Annotated in this window: 20 protein-coding genes; 3 read left to right on the top strand and 17 right to left on the bottom strand. The window is 43.3% G+C overall.

Annotated features, from left to right (window positions below; translation table 11 throughout):
- Positions 1-84: 84 nt before the first annotated feature.
- Both recR and AB0L18_RS23460 read left to right on the top strand, forming a co-directional pair.
- Positions 85-693, top strand: coding sequence for a recombination mediator RecR (recR, locus tag AB0L18_RS23465; RefSeq protein ID WP_367389760.1), 609 nt, complete (start codon positions 85-87; stop codon positions 691-693).
- Between the two features lie 4 nt (positions 694-697).
- Positions 698-2,647 carry a glycosyltransferase gene (locus tag AB0L18_RS23460; RefSeq protein ID WP_367389759.1) on the top strand — a complete coding sequence of 650 codons (1,950 nt, stop codon included), beginning with the start codon at positions 698-700 and terminating at the stop codon, positions 2,645-2,647.
- 47 nt (positions 2,648-2,694) lie between these two features.
- On the opposite strand, the gene AB0L18_RS23455 is transcribed toward AB0L18_RS23460, so the two are convergent.
- From AB0L18_RS23455 to AB0L18_RS23375, 17 genes are all read right to left on the bottom strand, one after another.
- Positions 2,695-4,890, bottom strand: a complete 2,196-nt coding sequence (locus AB0L18_RS23455) for a gliding motility-associated C-terminal domain-containing protein (protein WP_367389758.1) — start codon at positions 4,888-4,890, stop codon at positions 2,695-2,697.
- A 321-nt stretch (positions 4,891-5,211) separates the two neighbouring features.
- Positions 5,212-7,191: an OmpA family protein gene (locus tag AB0L18_RS23450; RefSeq protein ID WP_367389757.1), complete on the bottom strand. Its 1,980-nt coding sequence runs from the start codon at positions 7,189-7,191 to the stop codon at positions 5,212-5,214.
- A 369-nt stretch (positions 7,192-7,560) separates the two neighbouring features.
- A complete protein-coding gene (gene secDF / locus AB0L18_RS23445; protein ID WP_367389756.1) occupies positions 7,561-10,665 on the bottom strand; it encodes a protein translocase subunit SecDF in 3,105 nt (1,034 codons plus the stop codon).
- A gap of 312 nt (positions 10,666-10,977) precedes the next feature.
- Entirely contained in the window at positions 10,978-11,829 is an 852-nt protein-coding gene (locus AB0L18_RS23440; protein WP_367389755.1) for a 3'(2'),5'-bisphosphate nucleotidase CysQ, read from the bottom strand.
- Between the two features lie 2 nt (positions 11,830-11,831).
- Positions 11,832-12,779 carry a phosphotransferase gene (locus AB0L18_RS23435; RefSeq protein ID WP_367389754.1) on the bottom strand — a complete coding sequence of 316 codons (948 nt, stop codon included), beginning with the start codon at positions 12,777-12,779 and terminating at the stop codon, positions 11,832-11,834.
- A gap of 265 nt (positions 12,780-13,044) precedes the next feature.
- On the bottom strand, positions 13,045-13,770 hold the full coding sequence (locus tag AB0L18_RS23430; RefSeq protein ID WP_367389753.1) for a heavy-metal-associated domain-containing protein: 726 nt from the start codon (positions 13,768-13,770) through the stop codon (positions 13,045-13,047).
- A 90-nt stretch (positions 13,771-13,860) separates the two neighbouring features.
- Complete coding sequence (locus AB0L18_RS23425) at positions 13,861-14,421, bottom strand: helix-turn-helix domain-containing protein (protein WP_367389752.1); 561 nt, start codon at positions 14,419-14,421, stop codon at positions 13,861-13,863.
- Between the two features lie 56 nt (positions 14,422-14,477).
- Positions 14,478-15,512: an alpha/beta fold hydrolase gene (locus tag AB0L18_RS23420; protein WP_367389751.1), complete on the bottom strand. Its 1,035-nt coding sequence runs from the start codon at positions 15,510-15,512 to the stop codon at positions 14,478-14,480.
- Positions 15,513-15,877: 365 nt separating this feature from the next.
- Positions 15,878-16,576, bottom strand: a complete 699-nt coding sequence (locus AB0L18_RS23415; protein ID WP_367389750.1) for a putative metal-binding motif-containing protein — start codon at positions 16,574-16,576, stop codon at positions 15,878-15,880.
- Positions 16,577-16,721: 145 nt separating this feature from the next.
- Positions 16,722-17,360 (bottom strand): hypothetical protein, encoded by a 639-nt coding sequence (locus tag AB0L18_RS23410; RefSeq protein ID WP_367389749.1) that lies wholly within the window; start codon positions 17,358-17,360, stop codon positions 16,722-16,724.
- A 424-nt stretch (positions 17,361-17,784) separates the two neighbouring features.
- Complete coding sequence (locus AB0L18_RS23405) at positions 17,785-18,540, bottom strand: response regulator (protein WP_367389748.1); 756 nt, start codon at positions 18,538-18,540, stop codon at positions 17,785-17,787.
- Between the two features lie 12 nt (positions 18,541-18,552).
- Positions 18,553-20,565 (bottom strand): tetratricopeptide repeat protein, encoded by a 2,013-nt coding sequence (locus AB0L18_RS23400; protein ID WP_367389747.1) that lies wholly within the window; start codon positions 20,563-20,565, stop codon positions 18,553-18,555.
- A 422-nt stretch (positions 20,566-20,987) separates the two neighbouring features.
- Positions 20,988-21,512: a tetratricopeptide repeat protein gene (locus AB0L18_RS23395; protein WP_367389746.1), complete on the bottom strand. Its 525-nt coding sequence runs from the start codon at positions 21,510-21,512 to the stop codon at positions 20,988-20,990.
- 63 nt (positions 21,513-21,575) lie between these two features.
- The gene (locus tag AB0L18_RS23390; protein WP_367389745.1) at positions 21,576-21,953 is read right to left on the bottom strand and encodes a hypothetical protein; all 378 of its coding nucleotides are present in this window, start codon (positions 21,951-21,953) and stop codon (positions 21,576-21,578) included.
- 148 nt (positions 21,954-22,101) lie between these two features.
- Entirely contained in the window at positions 22,102-23,088 is a 987-nt protein-coding gene (locus AB0L18_RS23385) for a hypothetical protein (protein WP_367389744.1), read from the bottom strand.
- Between the two features lie 2 nt (positions 23,089-23,090).
- Positions 23,091-23,765 (bottom strand): hypothetical protein, encoded by a 675-nt coding sequence (locus AB0L18_RS23380; protein ID WP_367389743.1) that lies wholly within the window; start codon positions 23,763-23,765, stop codon positions 23,091-23,093.
- Positions 23,766-24,124: 359 nt separating this feature from the next.
- Entirely contained in the window at positions 24,125-24,445 is a 321-nt protein-coding gene (locus AB0L18_RS23375; protein WP_367389742.1) for a hypothetical protein, read from the bottom strand.
- Positions 24,446-24,761: 316 nt separating this feature from the next.
- Between AB0L18_RS23375 and AB0L18_RS23370 the strand changes: the two genes are divergently transcribed.
- Positions 24,762-26,195 carry an IS4 family transposase gene (locus AB0L18_RS23370; protein WP_367389587.1) on the top strand — a complete coding sequence of 478 codons (1,434 nt, stop codon included), beginning with the start codon at positions 24,762-24,764 and terminating at the stop codon, positions 26,193-26,195.
- The last annotated feature ends 12 nt before the right edge of the window (positions 26,196-26,207 follow it).

Here is a 26,207-nt window from a genome sequence, read left to right as displayed (position 1 = left end):
TAACAGCTTAACCTTTTCATAGTTCAGCTTGTCCTGAAATTGTCAAAGAAGGCTGTATCTTTGCGCAGCACGAAGAAAACAAATATGCAATTCTCCTCCAAATTAATTGAGGAAGCAGTCGAAGCTTTTTCTAGTCTTCCTGGTATTGGCCGCAAAACAGCCCTGCGGTTGGTGCTGCATTTGGTACAACAACCCGGCGAATCGGTAGATACTTTTGCCAATGCACTCACCAAGATGCGCAGTGGTATTAAGGAATGTGAACAATGCCATAATCTTAGTGATGACCGGCTGTGTACCGTTTGTCAGGATGATCGTCGCAATGCCCAACTGGTCTGTGTGGTAGAGAGCATCCGGGATGTTATGGCTATTGAAGAAACAGGGCAATACCGTGGTGCTTACCATGTCCTGGGAGGCGTAATTTCACCCATTGAGGGCATTGGCCCCTCAGAATTAAACATCGATTCACTGGTCAGTAGAATCGATAAGGGGGAAATCAAGGAGGTTATTATGGCCATCAGCCCAACGATAGAAGGGGATACCACCATTTTCTACATCACCAAGCAGTTGGCCAATCGCCCGGTAAAAGTCAGTACCATAGCCCGTGGCGTTTCTTTCGGTGGTGAACTGGAATATGCCGATGGCCTCACCTTGGGCCGTAGCATTGTGGCCCGGATCCCTTACAAGGTAGATTAGTGCCATGAAGCTCAGCGTCGTTATCGTCAATTACAATGTCCGGTATTTTCTGGAGCAAACACTTCTTTCCGTCCGAAAGGCGGCCGCTCACGTAGCTACCGAAGTGTTTGTGGTGGACAATAATTCGGTCGACGATTCGGTGAGCATGGTGCGCGAAAAATTTCCCGAAGTTCAGCTGATCGCCAATCAAGACAATCCCGGTTTTTCGATTGCCAATAACCAGGCTATTCGCATAGCAAAAGGCGAATACGTACTGCTCCTCAACCCCGACACCCTGGTAGAGGAAGATACTTTTGCGCATTGTGTTGCCTTCATGGATGCGCATCCCGAAGCAGGTGGTTTGGGGGTAAGAATGATCGACGGTGCCGGCAAGTTCTTACCGGAATCCAAGCGTGGTTTTCCTTCACCTTGGGTGGCTTTCGCCAAAACGTTTGGACTAGCGAGGGTTTTTCCTTCCTCTCCGCACTTCAATCACTATCATCTGGGCTATCTCTCCGAACATGAGACGCACGAAATTGAAGTGCTTTCGGGAGCTTTTATGTTTATGCGGCGTAGTGCCTTGGATAAAGTTGGCTTGCTCGACGAGGCCTTCTTTATGTACGGGGAAGACATTGATTTATCTTACCGGATTGTACAAGGAGGCTACAAGAATTATTATCTCCCTACGACCACGATCATCCATTACAAAGGGGAGAGCACCAAAAAAGGGAGCCTCAATTACGTCAAGGCTTTTTACCAGGCGATGATCATCTTTGCCCGTAAGCATTTTCAGGGAGGTCAGGCTCGCTTGTTTGTGGCCATGTTGCAAGGTGCGATCTACCTGCGGGCCGGTATGACTTTAATGAGCAATGCCATTCGCAAAATATATCTCCCTCTGTTAGAGGGCATCCTGATTTATCTGGGCTTGATCTTTTTGCAAAATTTCTGGGCCAATTACCACTTTCAAGATCCCGATTACTATGAGCCTGCCGTACGTTATGTCAACTTTCCGCTCTATGTATTCATCTGGTTGGGAAGCAACTTCTTTGCGGGCGCTTACGACGAGCCTTTTCGGCTAAGGCGCTTGTTGCGAGGTTTAGTGACCGGCACTTTGGTACTGGCGGCTACTTACGGTTTTTTGGAGCAAGAATACAGGAGTTCCCGGGCACTCATCCTACTGGGAGCGGTTTGGGCATTTGGGGCAACTTTGATGACCCGGATGGTACTGTATTTTTTGCGCTACAAATCGCTGGCAATAGGTCAGGAACAACAACGGCGTCTGGTTCTCATTGGTAGTGAAGAGGAGGCCGCTCGTGCGCTTCAGTTACTCCAGCAGGCCAATGTGCGTACCAATCTGGTAGGGCGTGTAGCCCCTGAAACAAAAGAAGCAGGTACCCTGGGCATCCTTCATCAATTGGATGAGATTGTCAGAATATATCGTATCGAAGAGTTGATCTTCTGTTCGCGTGATCTACCTGCCCAGTCCATCATGAAGTGGATGAGTACGCTAGGTCCCAAAATGCTCTACAAAATCCTACCCGAAGACAGCCTGAGTATTATCGGCAGCCACTCCAAAAACCATAGCGGAGAGCTCTATACCATTGATGTACAGTTTGCGATTGCACAACCATTGCTTCGTCGCAACAAGCGGCTATTCGATGTGGGCATGAGTTTATTCCTTTTGCTGTTTTTCCCCTTAGTTTCACTACTCGTGAAAAAACCACTGGGGCTCCTTCAGAACATCTCTAAGGTCATGATTGGTCGCCTTAGCTGGGTCGGCTACGCTGATGCAACCAGCAGCAAGGAATTACTCCCAAAAATAAAACCAGGCGTCTTAAACCCCGTCTTGCCCCTGAATATCCGTCAGCCCGATGAGGCCACCGTCCACCGCCTGAACCTCCTCTACGCCAAAGATTACCAGCTCTGGATGGATCTGGATATTGTTTGGAAGGGGAGGGGGGAGTTGGGGAGGTAATGTGAGCGGTATTAAGTACTTGGTACTTGGTACTCGGATGGGGCAGCCTACTTAATTAGAAGTACATCTTGGGTAGTAACTCCAATTGATCCCGATAAAAGATTGAAGTATTCGAAGACTACGACGTATACCCCTTTTCCAGAAGAACGACGATTAAGCCCATTACCATCCCAAGTAAAAGGGGCCTGTTGAGTATCATGTACCAAGCCTCCCCAACGATCATAAATGCTTAGCCTGCGAGGTATAAAGTGCTGACCGAAAGCACGTAATTCATCGTTCGTACCATCGTTATTTGGGCTAAACACATTAGGAATAAAAATATCAACTAAGCAGTCGGATACTACCAATTCGAAGCGTTCTCGGAAAATGCAGTTTTCGAAGCTTGTACTGACTTCATAGCTTCCTTCTTGTTCAATGAGGTAAGCCTGATTGCTGGAAAAACTATCATTATCAATCCAGAACAAATCGCTATAATTACTGGAAACTTCCAGCGTATAAGGTAAATCAGCTTCACATATCGTGTCAGATACCGGGATAAGGATTTCAAAGGGTGGAGACAACTCATTGGCAAAGTCTATCCAGATAGAATCTCGAAACAAACAACCATCCGTCATTGCTTCCAGGATATAGCTGCCAGATTGGTTGATGTTTCTATTGATGCCGCTACCGGGATCATCCTGCCAATTAAAAACAGTGGAATCAGGAAAATCAGCTATGGACGGCTCAAGGAGCAAAGTTGTTTCACAAACAAAGGTATCTGCGGGCAAAAATCGGAATTGATCACGAGAGGATACGCGAACGCTACGTCTAGAGGTATACTCACAACCCAAAACGTAGAGATACTGCGTGATGTCATATACCCCAGTGTCTAAAAAAGTATACATCAGTGTACGATCCATGAGAAAAGTATCAAGATCGGTTCCTGTAATTTGCCAGAATACGGTGTTTGCCAGCGTGTTATTCAAGCTGTCAGCAACTAGAGGCTGCTCTGGGCATAAGAGTGACGGCACCGAAAATTCAGGGGAAGGAAAATCCGGTGTGCCACAAAAATCGACCGTTGTGGCTGTAAATGGCGTGACGGTAACTTCCTCGTCGAGATTTACCAGAGGATTGGAGAGAGAGCGTACCCAATTAAGTGTATCGGTAGGGAATTCAAGCGGTGATACTTCAAGGCACGCTACATAAGTATCACATTCTTCGAAGATGCCGTTTGCATTGGTTTTTGAAAGGAGTATACCCCTTCTCCAATCCGAGGCTTCGTAAATACGCTCACTCAAAAAAACAGTCTCCTGGTTACTGGTAACTCCCAATTGTGGATCGTAAGCAGAATAACCTTGGTAGTCCAGCAATTCACCATTGGCAGAAAGCCGACCAGCGATGATCGGAAAATTACCGAAAGTAGCGTACGAAAAGACTGCATCTCCGTTATTGGCAATACTGAGTTGCATTCGGTAGAAAGAAAATTCCTCTGCGTGTAGGCGTCTGGCCCAAAGCACGTTCCAGTTCGCGTCGAGTTTGGCGATGAAGGCATCGTTTTCAAAAGCTACAGTAGGAGATTCAGTGGTGCCGTAGAGGTAGTAATTGCCGAAATCATCTTCTATAATGTCATAAGCGTACAGTGTGCTGTCGGCAATTCTCAGGTTGCGTTGTAATTGTCCAAGCGTATCGATTTCCAGTAGAGTGGTATAATTGATTGGGGAGCCTACAGTAGATATTCCTTGAAGGCTGATAAATTGTTGATTCGAATTGGTAAGTACGCTCTGAGGCCAGATAGATTGCATACTAGAGAATAGTGCTGGTGATAGTTCGTAGTAATAATCCCATTCGCTATCAGTAGTACCCAAATCAAGTAAAGTCAGGCCCAGGAATTTACGACCATTATCACCTATTGGTGACAAATGCTGTGAAGTCAATACTTTTTCTCCATTTGATGAGAGGGTAAATGATTCTTTTCGCAAGTATTGATTGCTCAGTTGTTTGATTTTATAGTCGCCGTTCTGCAGGTTATAAATAAACAAGGCGGTTTTGGAATTGGCAGCAGCACCACCTCGAAAAAGGTTATAAAGTAAATATTCACTGTTAGCAAAATAATTTCCTCTGAGCGCAGAAGTGTTCCAGCCGCCTTCAAGAAATTCAGATTTGCGACCTTCTAAGAAATTACCGGAAGCATCATAGTGTAGTTGAATGATATTAGGTGTTGATGGCCCACTTAAGAATGCTACAATATTATTTTCTTCGGTCAATTGTATATTTACCAATTGCGAAATAGAAGAATTATTATATATAATTTCTTTGTTAAAATCAGCTTGTCCAGCTAGAGAAACTATGGTGTTTATTGAAAAAAAATCAAAGAATAGAGTTGTTGTCATACAGATTAGTATCACGTGGTTTGCTCTCTTTTTTTTATATCGTAACATGTTCTATAGTGGTAGGGGGGATTTGGGGAGGTGATTAACGTCGGATGGAGGATCTTTTGAATCCAAGTACCAAGTACCCAATACCAAGTACCGTGAGATTGGGGTAGGTAATTACCGTATTTTGATGTTTTACCCCAAGCTCACATATTACTCCAATATCTTAAAAGTCGTCCGCCGATTCTCCTGGTGATCGTCCTCGCTACAGCGGCTACACAGGCAGTCATTGGCCGGCTGGCTTTCGCCATAACCTAAGGCCGCCAATCGGCTCGCGTCAATGCTTTTTTGATTGATCAGGTAGTCAACAGCAGCTTGTGCCCGGCGCTGGCTCAAGGATTCGTTGTACTGGTCACCACCACGGCAGTCGGTATGGCTACCTAATTGGATACGTATTGCCGGGTTTTTCTCCAAGATATCTGCGAGGGCATCGAGGGTAGGTTTGGCATCTTCGCGGATGAAGGACTCGTCAAAATCGTAGTAGATATTCTCCAGGACAATCTCCCGATTGAGGAAGATTTTTTCCAGTACGATCTCTACTTCGTACAATTGCTCGGGGTTGCGGGGATCTTCCGGTAAGCCGATGCTACTGAATTTACCGTCGTTGTTGAGGTAACCGGCTTTGCTGGCAAAGAAAGCGTAGAGGGAATTGTCTTGAATGTTGAGGCTGATTTTGCCTTCTTCATTTACTTCTACCGTCCGTTCTTCCCGCCCAAGCTGAATTTTCAAGCTAGCACCAGGGAGTGGTTTTTTACCTAGCACACTACTATTAGGGTTGCTGGGGTCTTGGTAGATTTTTTCTACTACGTAAACATCCAAGGTGTTTTTGTAGACAATCGGCACACTCGTATCTGGCTCCGGTTCCGGCGGCAGTACTTTTTGGGTAAACCTGTAAATATCATCGCCGCCCATCTCTCCTCGTCGGGAGGTGAAATAGCCCGTAGCGACAACATCTCCCTGGTTGGTTTTCGTACGGCGATCAATCACAAAACCAAAATCATCCCCTCCGGAGTTAATGGGCGTCTTCAGATTGATCGGAGGTGCCCAATTGCCGGATGCCAGGGGGTAGGTTCTGAAAACATCCAAGCCGCCCATGCCGGTATGTCCGGAAGAGGCAAAATACATCGTGTCCTGATCAAACGTAGGAAACTGCTCGTCGGCTTCGGTGTTTACAGAGCGACTGAGGATTTTAGGTTCACTCCATTGGCCGTTTTCAAATACAGTTGAATAGATATCGAAACCGCCCCAGCCATCAGGGTGGTTGGAGCTGAAATACAAGGTTTTTCCATCAGGCCCCATGGCGGGGTGCATATAATTGACGCCTGCTTCCTGGAAGGGGAGAGGTGTAGCTGGTCCGTAAGCGCCATCGGTGATTTTGTTACTCACCATGATCTTACAGAAAGCATCTTCGCCTTTAGGAGCATTACAACGCGTGAAAAATACTTGACTTTGGTCCTTGTTGAAACTCAGCGTTCCCTCATTGTCTTCCGTATTCAGCCCCAATTGCAAGGGCTCAACGGTATTGCTGGCCAGGTTGACCACAAAAAAATCGCTAAAGGCTTCTCCCGTCCAGTTGTAGCTTTCATCACCCGTAGCAGCAGCCCGGTCTGAGGTGATAATCAATTCTTCTTGTCCGTAAAGGACAGGCGCGTAGTCAGAGGCGGATGAATTGGAGGGCAGTGCCTCTACTTCAAATTCGTTCCGTTGTTCTTCACTCCATTCGGCGGCGGTTTCACAAGCTCTAATCTCTTTGCGGTATTCATAAGGGCTGCCAATCTCCAAGCCCAGTTCTTTGTAGACCTGTGCAGCTTCCCGATATTCACCAGCTTGCTTTAAGGCTTGGGCGTAATTGCGCAAAGCGTCCATCCCGTACTGATTGTCATAAGCCGTTTTGTACCAACTGATGGCATCAGCGCCTTGATTAAGACCATCATAAGCGGTGCCCAGCAAGTAGGCAATTTTGCCTTTCTCTACCCGGGTATCTGCCTTGCTGTATTCTTTTTTTAGCATTGTTACAGCCACGGCGTATTGTTTGCGGTCGACCGCCATTTCACCATCCTGGATTTTCATGGTGTACGAACATGCGGCTAATAAAAATACCAGAAGGCTGAGGAAAGAGAGGTGCTTGATCATCGGAAGTGAAGTTGTGGTTAAGAACTAACAAAGAAAACGATTTTCCCCATTTTATTGTTGTCGCTAAATTCTTTTATATCGGATATTGTGCTCTCCCGACTAAAAGTCGGGATCGCGGGGGGACTCGTTCCGATGTCTCGGAACTCGTGGTTGGTACTCATACCATTAAATGTAGGGTGTACAATATCAAAGGTGGGGAACCCTGGTCGTGAAGGGCTTCCCACCCTACTTGTCCCGACTACCGCACACCACGCATAAAATGACCAAAGCCGCCCCGACAATGTCGAAGCGGCTTTGGAAAATCAAGATACGAAGTAAAGCGTCAATTGTAGGACAATCAAAATCCCTCTACCCTGTGCCAAGTACTATTTAAGCTTCCTTCCCAGCGCGAGAGAAACTCCGGCGTCCGTCATCAGCTTTCTTTACAAATAAGTCATTCGATAAATCGTGTACCATCGGTGTGGCTACGAAGATCGATGAGTAAGTACCTACAATTACCCCTACCAGAATGGCAAAAGCAAAACCTTTGATGCTGGCTCCACCAAACAGGAAGAGTACCAATACACCGAATAGGGTAGTCAAAGACGTGATGATCGTACGGCTTACCGTGCTGTTGACGGCAGCGTTGATCACAGATGTCTTATCTCCACTGGTGTAGGTATTGAGGTATTCCCGGATACGGTCAAATACAACTACGGTATCATTGATCGAGTAACCAATTACGGTCAGGATCGCAGCGATAAAGGGTTGGTCAATTTCCATACTGAAGCCAAGGAGACCATGTCCCAAAGAGAAGATACCCAAAGTAATCAAGGTATCGTGGAACAAAGCTGCTACGGCACCCAGTGAGTACTGCCACTTGCTAAAGCGGATAAAGATGTAGAGGAAGATCAGTAATAAAGCAAAAATGGCCGCGTAAATCGCACTACGGGTGATGTCATCCGCAATGGTTGGACCTACTTTGCTAAAGCTGGTAATGTGGGTACCCACACCGCCGGCATTGCTGAATTGATCAAAAGAAATATCCTTACCTATGGTGCTGACGACACCTTGGTGCAATGCTTTCATCACCAGGGTTTCTGGCTTGTTAGCATTTCTTTCCTCATCGTTTGCGTAAGCTTCAGGGTCGAATTGAGCATCAATCAAGTAGTCGGTTACCACGTTGAAGGTATTCACACCGGCAACTTCTTTAACGATGGGTGTCTTACCACCAAAAGCAGTAGCGAGGTTGTCGCGCAGGCCTTCAATATTAACATCGACACCTTCGTCAAAGGCGATGTTGTAGTTGTAACCTCCTTTGAAGTCTACACCTAGTTCAAAGCCGCGAGTAACGAAAGATACCAAGCTGATAGCGATCAGCGTACCAGAGATCATGTAAGCGATCCGACGCTTGCTCATCCAGTCAACCTGCATGTTCGCAAAAGCATTCTTAGAAACACTCGTGCTGAAGCTGATGGTCTTCTTGCGCTTCAAGTAGCTGTCAAGCATCAAGCGGCCTACCAATACGGCAGTAAACAAAGAAGAAAGTACACCGATGATCAATACTACGGCAAATCCTTTGATCGGACCAAGACCGAAGTAAGCCAGTACGATGGCGGTAAGAATCGTGGTCACGTTGGCGTCAATGATCGCAGAATAAGAATTCTTGAAACCATCAGTAACGGCCACCAAGGTAGATTTACCGTCTCGTAATTCTTCCCGTATCCTTTCGTAAATGATTACGTTAGCATCCACGGCCATACCGATCGTCAGGATGATACCCGCAAAGCCAGGGAGGGTAAGTACCGTACCGTAGCTAGCCAAAGCACCAAAGATGAAGATCAAGTTGAGCAGCAAGGCAATTACCGAAATAACACCACCACCACCGTAGTAGAAAATCATGAAGGCAATCACGATCAAGAAACCGATCGCCAATGCCGTAAGGGAGCTTCTGATGTTTTCGGCACCCAGGGTAGGACCTACAACCGATTCCTGAATGATCTCGGTACTTGCAGGTAGCTTACCAATTTCCAGGATATTGGAAAGGTCAGTAGCCTCCTGCAAAGAGAAACTTCCAGAAATAGAGCTGGAACCACCCGTAATCGGCTCATTCACGCGAGGAGCAGATACCACCTCATTGTCGAGGAGGATCGCAATTTCGCGGTTGCCATCATTAGCGGCTTTGGTGGTCATATTGCCCCAAATCTTGGCACCCGTCTTGTCCATATTCAAAGAAACGGCAATCTGGTTGCTTTGTGGGTCTGGCTGTGCACTTGCATCTACAACGTGGTCGCCACTCAATGGCGCTACACCGTCACGTGGCATCTTAATAGCATATACCTCAAACATTTCCAACGGGCGATCACTCACCTCGTCCGTCAAGGTACTTTCAAAAGGCTTCTGTGAGAAACGGAAGCGAAGATCAGATGGGAAGAGATTCACGATGTCTTCCATCTCCAATACGCGCTTCAATTCTGCTAGGTTGTTACGACGAACAACACCAATCACTGCACCTTGTCCTGGCGACATCAAGTCAAACAAGGGGCCATTGAGGCTATTCTGTGCGTATACCGTATCAATCTTCTCAATTTCCGTAGAAACATTGCCCAGAGAGTCGGTAACGTAAAGCGTATCAATACGCTCAATGGTTTGCGCTGTTTCACCACCACGAATCACTCGTAGCTTTTCGTTGGCTTGCGTCAAGGCATTGCCAATAGCTGGGTCGCTTACGCGGTAGGTTTCGAAAAACTCCAGGTTAGCCGCTGCAGACAGGAATTCACGCGCCCGCTGTGGGTTGTCAATACCTGGAAGTTCTACAATGATCAAATCACGCTCCTGGTCCAGGTTCACGTTAGGCTGTACAACCCCCAACTTGTCGATACGCTGCTTGAGCAGGTTGAACGTCAGTTCTACCGTTTCATCAGCTTTGGTACGCAGGATGCGGATGACTTCGGCATCAGTCGTTTCGTAGTTGATCTCATCACGCAGCGATTCGTTACGCTGGAAGATAGGTGCCAGGCGATCTTCACCACGTACTTCCTGCCAGGCATCGGCAAAAAGAGCAACGAAATCAGACTGTGCATTCAACTGAGCTTTGGAGGCATTTTCTAATGCAGTTCGAAATTTTTGGTCTTTGGAATTCTGGGCCAGCGTCCTGATGAGTTCTCTCAGGTCAATCTGTAATACAACACTCATACCGCCTTTCAAGTCAAGACCGTAAGCCAATTGCTGGCTTTTGAGTTCTTGATACGTGTAAGACTTGAGTAAGGGTATTTTAAATACCGTTTGGCTAGACATAGAGTCTAGGTAAGCGCGAACCGCATCCGTATGGGCTTGGTTCTGTTCCGCTTCGTCTTCAATGGATGACGAAATACTCAGCGCATAGCGCTCAGCGTCCTTTTCTACCCGATTGGTCGGGAGAATAAACAGGTACTGGATCAAAGTGACCAGAATCATCACCACAAGAAAGAATTTTACAATTCCTTTACCTTGCATAATTTCAAAGTTTAAAAAATCTCGAATTAAGATTAGAAAAAAAATAAATATGTAAAGCTTTCACCAAGAGTGCCTCCAAAACAAGCTCTTGGAAAAACTGCGCAAATATAGTGCTTTTGTGGTATTTCCTGCTTTTTGTGTGAAAGTATTTGATTTTGTTATGGGCGCATCCTTGTGGCGTTCTCTCCAGGCAGCTTGTGCCGGATGTCGGTTAGGGTAGGGGACCGCTCTGGGAATGGAAGGGGGGTAGATGGATCTTAATAGGTACCTATGAGCCACTCATTCGTATAAATACATTCAGGTATTCACACCCTACTCTTGCGGATTATCTGCTTTCTTACGGAAAGTCAAATTAGCATATAAAATGCCTTCATGGTTCATGAAAGTGCTCTCTTTTCTGTTCAGATCCAATCTCCCTCCTTCAAAATTTGTTGCCGCCAAGCCCAATTCCTGGTAGATACAGGCCGTAGCAGCATAGTCCCAGGTGCTCCCTCCTCCAGTTGCTTTTTTCGGAAGCTTCAACATACAGGCAGGGCCATTTTCCAGTACTAGGATGGCATTCAATACGGTGCCAGCACCTGCAATTTCTTTCATTCCATTCAGCTCCAGCTCAGCGATATGCGCACTCAGCAACGCTTCAATTTCGGAGGCACGCGGGGTGTCCCTCAACTTTCTATCGGTTACGTAGGTCAGATAATTATTGCGGGACTTTATAACCCAAGGATTACCATTTTTGAAGGCACCATGTCCTTTCACCGCATGATAAAGTGTATTGGTGCTGGGATCAAACACGACACCTATATAAGGTGTCCCGTCTTTTGCTATTAAAGCAATCGAAACCGAAAAGCCCGGGTGTTTATGGATAAAAGCAAGCGTTCCGTCCATCGGATCAATGCACCAAAAAAAATCCTTTTCAAATCGGCTACCATCATCTTCCGTCTCTTCCGATAAAAGCGCCAAATCAAATGCATTACAAGTAGGCCGTAGATGCGCGAAAATGGCTGCCTCACAGGCTTTGTCTACTGCGGTGACCACTTGCGAGGCGTAGCTTGTCCCTCCTTTCTTTTGCTCCACCGTAATGTCTTCATGCAGGTGTTGCTGAATGATCGCTCCTGCGGAAAGCGCCGCCTCGATTGCTATGTTGCTAAGTGCTGATAGGTTCATTGCTACAGATGCTTGATTACCTCAGCGGTGACGCGTTCGCTATAACTATTGATCTTCCAATGTCCCGGACTCCACCCCTTGATAAAGCGATGAAAGTCGGCCCAGGCTACCCTATACAGCGATCGCCATTCTGTTTCCAGGGCTTCATTTCGTTCCTTCATTTCCTTTTGCAAGCAATCAAAATAGGTATCCAGAATTTGTGCTTCCAGGCGTTCACACGCACTTTCGTTCAGGCAGCTTCCTATAAAATAGGCCACGTCTTTCATACCACAGCCGCCACCTACGTACTGAAAATCAACCCCGGCAACCTTCCCGTCATGAGCAAAGCAGAAGTTGGCCAGCTTGGCATCGCCATGAACGAATGTTTTGTACACACAGCTGTTCAGTTTTTTATCAATGGCCGCCGCCGCCTCCTTCAGGCTTTGGTCACGCAATACGGCCCATTCCTGAGGCCTGGTCTCCAAATGCCAATAGGTACCCACCTGCCACAATCCATTGGGTGTTTTTCCCAGGTAGCTTGCGTGAAATTGCGCCAACCATGCCAAACACGCTGCTATTTCGTCCCAGTTTACCACCGTCTTGCGTAGAGGATAACCCGCCTCATCCAAATCTTCCAGCACCATCATTACCTCATCTGCCTGTGTCTCAATGGCTAGGCACCGAGGCAAGCGGGCAGTACTACTTTTGCTGTAGGTAGCGTACCACTTGGTTTCTACTTGGTAAGACTTCACTTTTCGCTGATGACCAATATCCGTATTCCACCCGCGGGGATGATGTTTTTGCATCGGCAACTGTACATGCTTGACCACAACACTCTTGACCGCAGCATGCTCCAATCCGACCCGCATAATTTTACCGTACCCACTCCACAATTCCTGGATCATCTCTTTTTCAAATAAAGAGGAAGCCCCTGTTTTTTGTAGAATGACCGATCTGAAATAGTCCTTCATAAGGCCCCAAAGATAAGGAAATGTCAATTGTGAATTGCGTTTTGGGCGCATCCCGCTAGGGCGGGTCGCTCCCTTTCGGGGTTCGCTTTGCTCCGTACCGCCCTGGTGGCAGCGGCACACCGTTGCCACCAGGGCGGTACTGCTCACTTCGTTCGCACCCTACAGGTAGCTTGCGCGGGGAATATGCTAGTGGAGTGAGAGGGATAAGTAAGGTCATCTGGTCTTTCTTTCCCTACTCGATTGGCTGTAGGTTTCTATTTTTATTCTAAAAAACCGCCATTATCAACATTATTAGCCCCATGAGGATCATTAATCCGTCCTCGATTATGGTAACCGTACTCATTGGGAGTTTAAATACATCTCCTAAGCATGCGCATTGTATAGCTTGCTTATTCAAGACTGTTTGCAAAACTCCTATTATACTCAGTGACATTATAATTACCATTACCGTATTTGTGACCAATGGATTGAAATTAACAAGGAAGGCCATACCCAATAGCAACTCCATAAAAGCATAGATATAACCCCAAGATGGAAATCTTCTTGCTATCACATCATACATTTGATAATTATCTTTAAAGCCCTTTAAGTTAAGCATTTTAAAAAAGGAAAATGTCAAAAAGAAGCCTGCCATATAATGTCTCATCCATCTGGTAATATCAACTCCTCCTGATACTGCTTCTATTAAACCTGTAACCAGAAAAATAAAAGCAAATATCAATATAACGGGCTTATAAGTTGAAAACCATGACTTTGCCCCTTCAACGGTTTCATTATGACCAATTACACCAATTTGATATTTATCTCCAGCTAATCCAAGCTGCGATTTTAGTATGGACAATGGAATATGCTTTGACATCATTATTTCAGCCTGTCCATTTTCCTTAGATACCGATACTTCAATTATTTCTTCTAACTGAAGAAATACTGACTTGATTTTCTGTTCACAGCTACTGCAAGTCATTCCTGTTATTTGATAAGTATGTGTCATGATTACTTCGTCTTTTGATTAACAATGACACAAATTTATGGGCTAACCTAACTGCTACTGTTACACTTTATTGGATAACATTTGTAGAATTTAGACTTCATCAATTGACTTTCTCTTATTTTCTTTCAGTTTCTTGAAGAAAGACGGACTCAGCCCTGTAACCTTTTTGAATTGATTACTCAGGTATGCTACACTAGAGTAATTTAACCTAAATGCTATCTCACTCAATGAGAGCTCATCATACATTAATAGTTCTTTGACCCGCTCTATCCTTACGTTTATTAAATACTTTTCAATCGTAATCCCTTCTATTTCAGAAAACAACTTACTAATTGCAGAGTAATCTCTCCGTATCTTAAGTGTAATTACTTCTGATAATTTCTTGTTTTTTTCACCTCCATCTTCGTAAACCAGCTTGATTATTATTTTCTTAACCTGCTCTATTATTTCTCCTTCTTTGTCCCTTAAGATTTCAAAGCCATGTGCCTTTAACCTTTTATCCAAGCTATTCATTAGGGCATTACTAATGTTTCCTGCAACTATTATTTCTCCTAGATTTACTTCAATTATTTCTATCCCAAGTTTTTCCAACTCATTCCTCACTACTGTTTTGCATCTCCCGCATACCATATTTTTGACATATACTTTCATTCGTCTCATTTTATTTATAGCCATCTCTCAAGGCTTGGACGCAGTTCAGGTAGAAATTAATAATCCTCATTTGAATTCATCAGTACATTCATTTCTTCATATATACTATCTATCAATACTAGTGGAATATCATGCCCCATATTCTCCAACCATTTTGACTTTGAGCCTGGTATTACTTTCGCTAGTTTCATACTGTGCTCAATAGGTATAAATGGATCATTAAGACCATGGATGATCAAGACTGGAACATCTAAATCCTTCAGTTTACTATATCTTGAGCCTGATCGATATGTGGCCTCGTGGTGCTGACTTGATGCATTCGAATTATATCCTTTTCTTTCCCTTATATTGTACAGTACTTGTTGGGCAGTTCCAACTACATCTATATCATATTTCGCGTCTCCTCTAAGGATTATTCTTGAAGCTAAATGCAGTTTAATATTGTTTTTATCAGTTGGAATCATCCCATACTTCATACTACATTTTACCAAATCGAATACGACTTCAGAAGAAATGGGAGGCAGTTCTTCATCCAGAATATTTCCTGATGACATCATAGAGGTTAGGCTTCTTGTCCTATCTGGAAAATTGATCGCAAATTCTTGCGCTACCATGCCTCCTAATGATATGCCGAGCAAATTAACTTTATTTATTCCCAAAGAATCAAGAATTATCTTTGAATCAGTCGCTAAGTCTAATAGTGAATAAGGCCTTTCTTCCCAGTCGTCTACCCAGTCAGATAAACCTGTACCTCGGTAGTCAAAACGTATAACTTGATATCCGGATCTCACGAATTTTTCTAAAAATGCTTGGGGCCAACCCAATGCATCATTAGAAATTCCCATAAATAACAGAATTGTATCTTTTGCTGTATCAGCAGGAGAAATAGATTCATACCAAATTCTCAAACTATCATTTACTACAAAACCAGTTTCTCCACGTACTAAGTCTGGTAATTCCGATTTTAAAACCTCTTCTAGTACTTGGTCCGTATTTTCTGGTAATCTTGGTGTTGACACATAGATATACACGATTACGCACAGAATAAATACCATTACTGAAAATGCCAAAACTTTAAAAATCTTCTTCATTTGATACTCCTATTTCAATTATATCTTCAATGCTGACCAGATACTCTCTACACAGACCATCAATTTAAAACGTTAGGAAAGATAAGAACTCTTTTCTAATAAATCGCGGTCACGCTTATTGGGTAGCGTACACACGCAGCTGTTCAGTTTTTTATCAATGGCCGCCGCTGCCTCCTTCAGGCTTTGGTCACGCAATACGGCCCATTCCTGAGGCCTGGTCTCTAATTGCCAATAGGTGCCCACTTTCCAGAGTGGTGTGGGGTGCTTAGCGCATTACAAAATGCGAAGCGCAAGCTCCCCCGTAGGAAAGCTTGCGCTTCAAAGCATCTGATAAATTGTCAGAGCATCTAAAATGTCTATTTCAACTATTTCGTTAATGCCGCAGCCTGGCCAAAAATATTTCCATATTCCAGCTCGTTCTCGGCCTGAAAAAGGTTACAAGTCGGAAGACCAGAGGCCGCTACGAACTCGTTATAGCAGGCAACACATTCAGCTGTTGTGTTACCGCCTACGCCACTATAATCAGAACCGGTATACCATAAACCATCGTTGAAGACTACAATCCCCGAGGAATAGTTACCTACTTGCCCGTAAGTATATATTACTAAACGAAAACCGTTTTGAGAGATACAAGCCTCCGAGAGGTCAATATCTTCAAGTATCCAGTTAAATTCGCAGTCCGGGCAAGTAGCGCAATCTTCGTCGATCTTACCATTACAGTTGTTATCGATTTCGTCGCCGCAAATCTCTTCAGCACCGGGGTAGATGGTCGCGTCCAGATCGTCACAATCGCCGCCGGGCACACATTCGTTTTCCGCTGCTACGTAGCCATCACCATCGGCGTCTACCAGCAGTACATCGCCGTGGTTAAGGTGGGCATTGAGGGCATTCTCGCTTACGCTGATCACGTGCCAGGTGTCGGTATCCGCATCATAATGGCAGAGGTCTACTTTGACAGCAGCTTTGGCAAATTGGTCATAGGAGGTAGTCGTTTCGACGGTTTCTTTTTCGCAGGCAACAAAAATAAATAGTGCTGCAAGCATCAGGAATGACAGGTTTTTCATTTTGAAAAATTTTGGTGTGATTTAGTGAAATGGTTTATGGGCCAGTTGTTCGAAGAAGCCTTTTCTAAAAATGGTATTAATGTTTATGAACAAAATGTTTTGCATTGGCTGTCAACAGGAAACTTGTCGGCATCTGGTGGATAGTTTATCTTCGAACACAGCGGCAAGGCAGGGGCACCCAGTACAAAATGGCATTGGGGGTACCATCATATTCAGTATTAAAATGCATACCAAATGCTTTTTCACCATTATGATCAGAGGAGCTCCAGTAAACATCGGCTATAAAGCATTCTCCCTGCGCAGCATGCACATCGCTTAGCTCATCTATAGTCGGAAGCTCCCAGGTATATCCTCCCATGTCTTTTGCGGCACAAGCAGCGATAGCCTCTTGCCAGGTATATAAACCGGGTTCATTTGCAGGAGCTACAAATAGAGGGCCATCGGAATCTATTTCCCCTCCGTTGCAGCAGTTATCGGTCAGTTGGTCGTCTGTATCATCACAGTCAACTGGCATTCCACAATCATTTTCCATGTCAAAATATCCATCCCCGTCCATGTCCACTGCATCGCCATGCGACTGATGATCGGGTATTGCATTGACGTTGATGTTAATGATGTTGCCATTGTGGCAAACGTCCCTTTTTTTGGAACTTTTCAGGCCGACAACATCACTTTCAGTAACCTCCGCTGGGCTTTGTTCTTCCAGTAAAAGATCAGTAATTGATTCTTTTTCACAGGCGGTCAGGAGTACAATGGCGAGTAAAGGCATTAATAGCTTTTTCATTTCAATTTGGTTTGAAAGACTATATCCTAAAATATTTAGTGCGATTCAAAATCTCTGATTTTGATTTCGTAAAACTGTTTTAGAATAAAGCCTATTGATGATAAATTTTTTGACATCCATCTTTTACATAATTATGTAAAATGATATGGCAAAATTAGTGTTGGATCAAACTACATTCAGCGCAACTATCCGAATAGTAGCCCTCGCTTTCCGAGCGGTTGATAGGAAAAACCGGACGGTCCAGGCTTGGGTGCTTCTGTCAGCGCAGGCGTGACATTTACTTTCCAAAAACCTTCGGAACGCATCCGGTCAAGCGCGGTTTTTAGCCCCTTCTGCAGGTCTTTTATGTCAAAAGGCTTGGTTATAAAAGCAAAAGGTTGGGCATGGATGATGTCCCTGAACTAGCCCTAAAGTGGGTGGTTGATTAGATCATTTTTAAGTGTTTGATGACCTCTTCTTTTGACCTTCTGGCAATGGGGACCTGGTGGGATTGAATGGTCAGGAATTCATGGTATTCACTAATGGCATCCACCTTGATCAGGTTGACAACGAAGGACCGGTGAACACGGATGAACAAACTGGAAGGTAATTGTGATTCAATATTTCGGAGCGGGACAGATAGAAGGTAGGTTTGTTTTTCGGTATGTAACTTACAATAGCTTCGGTCAGCTTCTGCGTACAAAATATCGGTGAGAAGCACCTTGACCAATTGATTGTTATGCCGGATAAAAAGCCGGTCATCTATGGCAGATACATGGTCTTCGGAAACGGCGTTTTCAGTTGCCGACTCTTGTTCCACAACGATCCGCTGCAACGCCAACTTTATCGTTCGCTCCAAGTCAGCTTTTTGGAAAGGCTTTGAAATAAAGGCATAAGGCTTTGCTTTGATGGCTTTCTGAAAAGTAGCGTCATCGGAGTTGGAGGTCAGGAAAATCACTGGTATTTGGAATTTCTCTAAAATAACCTGTGCCGTCTCGATGCCATTCATTTTGCCGGACAAGACAATATCCATCAGGATGATATCGGGCCGATTGCCTTCGAGCATTTTCAATGCATCTTCCCCTTGCGTGTTGATGCCTGTGACTTCATAACCAAGTTTGGTCAGTTGCATAGAGATATCGGCTGCGATGATCATATCATCCTCTACCATCATAATTTTTGCAGGTTTGTCTGCTGTCATGTAGTTATATTTTTAAGCTGCCGATTTTTCCTGCCGGTAAAACTGGATGATCGTTGCGGTGCCCGATTCGTTTGATTTTTCCAGTGTCCCACGCAATTGGGCCGTCAGCAATTGGATCAGCAAAGTGCCAAAACCTATTTCCTCTCTTGTGTCCGACCCATATTCGAGGGCAGGGCCATTATCGGCAATTTGCAATTTGAGCAAACCATTTTTTTCCTGGCTTAAAGCAATGGAAATTTTACCATCGTGTCTATCTGGAAATGCATGTTTAAAGGAATTGGTGAGCAGTTCGTTGGTGATGAGCCCGATTGGGATGGCGGTGTCCACGTCCAGTTCGATTTCCGGCATATTGACCTCCAACGAAACGTTTTTGGCTTTTTCCCCAAAACTATCCTTGATAGCTTTTCCGATGGTTTCGAAATAGTCCCGCATCTCGATGGCGGCGAGGTTTTCCCCCTGATATAATTTTTGGTGGATCAGTGCCATGGAGGCCACCCGGTTTTTGCTCTCCTGCACGGCATCCAGTGCGCTTTTATCGGTAATACTTTCTGATTGCAGGCTGAGCAGACTGGAAATGGTTTGCAGGTTGTTTTTTACCCGGTGGTGGATTTCTTTGAGCAGCAGTTCATTTTCCTGGTTTTTTACTTCCAGTTGTTTGTTTATTGAAGTCAACAATTCATTGTTTTTTTGTTTGTCCTTATAGCTTTTATAAACTAGTAGGAGTATTAATATCAAAAGGGCAGCAAACCCATAAGATAACATTTGAATTAAGTTTTGACGGGAAAGCTGTTCTTCTTGAAGCGCTATTAGGTTTTCCTTTTTCTCCGTTTCATATTTGACGGATAGGTCTTTAGTGATTTGGTCTTTCTCCACAGATAAAATACTATCTTTAAACACCTGATTTTGTTCTCTGTATTTTAGTGCATTTTCAAAATCATTTAATTCGCGATAAATAATACTTAGGTGATCGGTGTTTTCTATGATGTTCATGTTAAACCCATGTTCGACTGCTAACTCATAGGATTTTTTCTGAAAAGGTAGTGCACTTTTATAATCCCCTTTTCTCATATATACATCCGATGTATTGGCGAGTGTGGCACTCATTCCCCCCGGATGATTTAATGCTGTACAGATTTGATTACTTTTTTTATAAGCATCAATGGATTCGTCATAGCGCTCAAGGTATTTCAAGATATTACCTTTTGTATTGAGGATGCTCGCCATAGACATAAGATCGGGGTTACTTGTTTTTGCCAAGTCTAAGGACTTTTCAATATAAATGAGTGCGTCTTCATAACTTTCTGTTCCTAAGTAGCTATCTGCAATGGTTCTGTATGCAAGAAGTATATTGGAGGTGTCTTTTTGTTGTTCGAAAATATTTAAAGCTTTTTTCCCATAAGTTACCCCTTCTTCACATCGGTCCAAAAAACTCAGCACATCCGCTATACTTAAAAAAGATTTAGAAATCCCCTCTTGATCCCCTATGGCCTCAAAAATCTTCAAAGCTTCAAAATACAATTCGACCGCTTCTTTGAAAAGTCCTTGGTTTGCCATTAAATATCCTTTTCGGTTTAGGCCTTTGGCTTGGTCAGGTTGGTTTTTATTTAACTTGGAATCGCTAATTATTTTATCGTAAAAAATTGTTGCGCTATCATATTGAGCGAGATGAATGTAATTATCCGCAATTTCAAAATCAAATTTAGTTTCCCATTCCTGATTTGAATATTGCTGTGATTTTTGCTGACCCAGCAGGGCTATTTTTACTGATTTTTCTGGATCAATATCGTTATAGTCAATTGTCCATTTATATAAGGAATCGAGTTTTGCAAGGTTAGAAGATATGGGGGCTAAATTTTGCTGAATACTATCAATAAATGTTGAAGACTGTTTCTTTTTTGCTAAGAAGTCTTGTTCCGTTTGAGCTGTTTTATACGAGCCAACCGAGTGTTCGATGTTTCCATAACCAATAAAAAAAAGGAAGCCAAATATTATGGTACAGCAGAAGTATCTATCAGTTTTTTTCATCAGAAAAGATATCTTTTTTAGGCGTGCGTCAGATGTAAGGCTGTGAGCTAAAGAGAAAAGAGCAATCAAGGCAAGTCATCATCTTTATAGTGACTAAACCGTTAAAGCAATGCTTTCATGCACTGATTGCCATAGTTGCAAGATAAACAAAAATGGTTTGACTCCCTACGGTAAGCAAAATCATAATGGCGCATTCAAAAAAATACCCCAAGAACCAAGGTTCTCAGGGGAAATTGTAGGTTTCTAGTTGATCCACTAGTGGGTGTAAAGAGCGGCTAAAGCTGTCTGATAAACCGCTTGGTACAGCCTTTACCGCACTTTCTGCGGTGCCCGACTAAAAAGTCGGGATGGTGTGAGAGGGAGGGATAAGGAGGAGCAAATCGCTGCTCATAACCCTACTTGATTGTGTGCTTTTTATTTTTTCAATTAATTTTTTCAATCCTAACTTCAAACCAATCCTGATTATTGCTGAGATGAACTCGTTTAGATGACTTTAAAAAGTCATAGAATTCATCTCCATCAAAAAATAGATTCCCTTTACTCAATAAATCTAAATACATGCTAGAAACTGCTCTTTTTTCACCCCGCTTGCCCTTCAAAAGGTATTTCAACATATTGATCAAATCATCATTCAAGTAGAGGATATTGGGTTCTATCTTCCAATCAAAATCAGCTATAGACTTACCAACACCCCTAATACAGTCAATTACTAGATCAATAACATCTTCATCTTCTTTTTCCCTTGAATGCAGTCGACTTAGTACATTTAGCGCCTCTTCGTATCTTTTCTTCAAGACAAGTATTTCGGCCCATTGATAGTTGACCTGGTAATCATGCGGATATTTTTTCAATTGATTCCTCCTCAATTGTAGTACTCCATCATAATCTCCTCTAGTCATAAGTTCTAAATCATATTCAATTATTTCATATTCTTCAAGATCCCTCATAGCTTGATAACTCCTATCGTGTTTTTCTTATTTTTGAATAAATCCCCTACAAAATACTACAATCTATGAAAAAGTAAAATATACTACTCCAGGAGCCATAATGGCTATAGCAGTAAGAATCGAATCAAATAACGTCATCCCAAAAGGGTTTTCCGCAGGGTCTAATGAATTCTCATTAACCTCAAATATCTCTTCACCAGCGATTTTCACATATATCTTTTCTCCACCCCCAAGTATCAACTGAGACAGTAATGGTCCTGTAAGAAGTAGAGATATTCTTTCAGGTATCACGAACAATAATAAAATCGCTAAAACAAATAACAAAATAGTCACATTGTATCTGCCTTGAAGATTTCTTCTGTAAAACCCTAAATTTATAAATCTCACTAGTGGAATTGATATCCCAATGAACACAAACAAAAGCATTAAGGGAGCGATCATAGTCTTACTTTTTAAATCCATTTAGTCCTCTTAATATCGATCCGACAAAATCTGCCTTAAGAGAATTGCTAGTTGCAAACAAAAAAGCCTCAACGCATGACCTCGCTATGCTCCGTCAAGCTTTGAGGCTTTTTTGTTGGGCGAATCATCATGTTAATGAATATAGATCATTCTTATTGATATACAGACTCCTTAGTCTTTCATATTCGTCTCTGTAAATCTTGATCGTCTCAATCGATATGTCATTCAATACTCCCAAACTGCTAAGCTGTTGGATAAACTCTTCCTCGCTCGTATTTGAACTTATTGTTATTGACGATCTGGCAGAAATTTGTTTGAATTCCTTTTGAAATTCTAACTGATAGAGTCGGTATATCTTTGTTTCCCTAGAAAACTTTAGTGTTTCTGGATATCTCTGATAACCATCATCGTACAATGAAATATAAATCGCGTCGTCCAAAAGCTCAAGTCTAGAAGTAGAGGTTCCATTTTGAAATGCTACTACAATCGTCTGACATTTAGTTTTTCCATAATAATACAACCCAGCCAAACACGAAAACACATCTTTTTTTATTCTAGTTACTACTTTCTCAACATTTTCAAGAGTCTGCGGCATTTGGTCAATACTAAGCATTAAGTTAGCTCGCTCAACAAGAGCATTTTGATCTGCTGGATTGATCAAATTTAACCTCACCTCAGTAAGCTTTCCTCTGACAAGTTCGATCCTAATAGCAGTCCTTTTCCCACTTATTCCCCTAAATGAATATGTGTCAGTAGCCTGAATTTCTTTAATTAAGTCCTGTCCAAAGGCTTTCGCAGGTGCATTAGAACCTTCAAATATTCTATCAGGGACGTATTCTTTGTAGTATGCTTTTACACTCTGAACTATCTCATCTTTACTATTTTGTAACTGTTGACCTATTGAATCATCTAGAATACTACTAGTGGTTTGAAATGTAAAAACGTTATAGAATACAGTAAATATAGCTGTAGCAAATAAACTAGATGCTATTGCGAGTGCAATTTCCTTAGACGTATCACCAAGGTCATTTGCATATATAAATATAGCAATTGACAATACAATTGTCAGAAGCAATACTATACCAACTTTATTATAAAAGAGCTGCCTTAGCATATCTATATATTCTTTAGAAGTTTGATAATCTTCAATCTAAGTTCTTCTACATTAAAGAAAGATTTAGGTCCTTCACGATTGGCTAAGTTTTGATTTGACTTAAGAAAGATGCTAGAATAATCTTTTTCGTCATCCATTCGAAGCATTAGTGTTGCAGAATATGATGATAGTGAAACAACATCATGTAATTCATCTGAAAACTTCGTGTAACACATACCTTGCTCTAACCTTGTCTTATATCGAGGAATTAGAGTGGCATTGTTCTTTCGCTTATATTTCCGGGTACTGTTCTTGGAGGTAGAAAAGTCCATTTCTATCAAATCACCTTCATCTAAGATCTTGGAGTAAACTGTTTCTTCAATAACGCCTTTTAATACAACTGAGCAAAAATCCCATCTATGATTGTGTATGTCTGACTTAAACTCTGGGTAATTGAAATCATCCCAAATATGTAGTCTAAGTGAAAAATTGTTTATTGGAGATTTGTATAATACAATCTTATCAAAATAGTTACTATGAAGGTAGGACTGTTTAGCCACTAAGGCTAACTTAGCAGTATCCCTTAACAAACTTGACAGATAATTTTTTAAATAAGAGTCATAGCCCTCTAGAAACCGTTTAATTTCATAGAAGTCAGTCTTGAATCCGCTAAATTCATCAACTTTATTTTCAACCATTTATAGCTGAATTATTTAAATGCATAGTATTAAATAGCAATGTAGAAGTCAGAAATATTCGACTAAACATATATAAATTTCGCCCAACTCAAAGGCCTGTCTGCGCCCCTTCCCCAAAATAGACCACCTGACCATCTCTAGCGCAGACAGGTCAGTTGAACGTTTACCACCCCTGATGGAAGTTTTCGATAATGTCTATAGTGGAAAAGCGCATTCTGCCCGTTTTACTTACCGACTAATTTAGGCTTTTTTCGGTAATTCTTCGCCGCTTTTTGGAGCTCCGATAGCTCATTTCTCGCCGGCCATCGCTGGCAGAGCATTTTTGCTTACTTCCAGGCATCGCTTCTTCAGGCCGGATGCTATATTTCGTCTAGCTCCGGTTCGCTAAAATCCGGTTCCACAAGCATGGGACGCAGAGGCGGTGCACGACTTCCTAACCAAAGAGCGCTGTAGTCACGGTTCGGCAAAATTTCTACCTTCTCCAACTGATCGCTCTCACAGTAAGGGCAACGATAGGGCTCTTCCTCAAGCATCGCTCGCAGGATTTCGATGATCGTTCGTACCGTCGCTCCTTCTCTTTTGATCTTTTCCGGCAGCTGCGGGGCGAGGTTCGCATAAGTATTGGCCGCGTGCAGTCCGTAGTGCCGCGAACGGTGGAAGCCTGCCTGCCCGTGAGGCACGGCCGAGCAGGCAGGCGGGGAGGAAGTAAATGCTGTAAGATCTGCCCCATCGCTTCGATGGGATGAAGGTGGCGATCTGCTTTAGGAGCAGGCTGGCCAGCGACTTGCCTGGCGTAATCGTTGTACGCTATACTGACGTTTTTGCCGTCCTTTTCGTAGCTGAGTCGCTTGTTGGTAATACCGATGCGACAGACCTGCCTGCTCGCCAGCTCGCTGCTAATCTTTATACACATCGCAAGATTACGAATATATTTGTAGAGGCGTACACGATCTGCCTAAGCAATCGCAGTAATATCTACTTAATCACGTGTTAATTATGACAGCTATTAGTGTAGTATTTGATCATAAATTAGGTGATGCTCGCTTAGAAAAACGAGCAAACCGTATATTACATCAGATGATAAAAAGTGGCAGCGGTGTTCCCAATCGACTGAATACACACCATCGAGAACGAATGGGGATGAGTCGATTTTTAAATAACAATCGATTGAGTATGGATGCTCTGGTGAACAGTATTACCCAGTCTTGGTATACGGAGGAGTATGCTGACCGGGATTTATATGTCATACAAGACACGACCGACTATAATGCAATTGGCCATAAGGGGCGTTTAAGTGAGTCGGATGAGGACTTGGGGCCACTTTGGAAAGATGATACGAATCAAGAATTCGGTTTTTTTCTTCATCCCGGCCTTGTGTTGGATGGCGATAGTGGATTTCCATTGGGCTACACACACCTTCATATCTGGAATCGATGTGTAGACCAACCGAATCGACATGAGCGTAATTACAAGAGGCAGCCTATTGAGCAGAAGAGTTCTTATCGCTGGTTGGAGAGTATAGATTATAGTACACAAGTTTTAAAGGGGCATCGGGGAAAAGTTGTTCATGTCATGGATCGGGAAGGGGATATCTACGAACTCTTCGCTAAGCCAATGCCCCCCAATCATCATTTGGTTATTCGCACTAGCAAGCAGCGGGTGATTTATGACGAGTCTGACAGCAAGCATTTATTGTGGCAGTATTTAGAAGAGCAAGCTACCAAGGGACTCGTCATTGAAGTAGCTATCCCAAGACAAAAAAAGCGCAAAGCCCGAAAAGCAAAGATGGCCTTGAGTTATGGTCGGGTAGAGATTGCCCGGCCTAAAGATCGTACCAAAGCGCAAGGGCCAGACCGAATTCCATTATACTTTGTACAACTCAAAGAATTGGAACACAGCGTACCTGATGGCGAGGCTCCTGTTCATTGGACGATCTGGACGGATATGGTCATTGAAAATGAGCATCAAGCATTGAAAATTGTCGATATCTACCAAAATAGATGGAATATTGAGGAGCTTTTTAGCTTGTTAAAAACCAAAGGGCTAGAATGCGAATCCGCTCAGGTTGAATCAGGCATTGCTATGAAACGACTCGTGATCATGGCCATGCAGGCGGCATTGCATTTATTACAATTGCTCAAAGACCGCGACCATGTCTACCAAGAAAAGGCTACATTACTAATCGATACGCAGGATCTGACTTTCGTGGAACTACTTATTCCGATCTATGAGGGTCAAACCCAAAAGCAAAAAAATCCCCACCCTCCTGAGTCCTTGGCTCGATTGGCATGGTTAATCGGCAGAATGGGGGGGTACAGTGGCTACAAAAGCCAGTCGCCACCAGGGCCAAAAACCATGCGCTGGGGATGGCGAAGATTTCAGGAGCAACTCTCCGCTTGGCGAATTGTCAATCAAATTAAGCTTGATTAAATGTGTATAAAG

The organism is Lewinella sp. LCG006, from assembly GCF_040784935.1.
Taxonomy (GTDB): Bacteria; Bacteroidota; Bacteroidia; order Chitinophagales; family Saprospiraceae; genus Lewinella.
The sequence above is the reverse complement of the archived record's forward strand: the minus strand, read 5'-3'. Positions and strand labels throughout refer to the sequence as shown.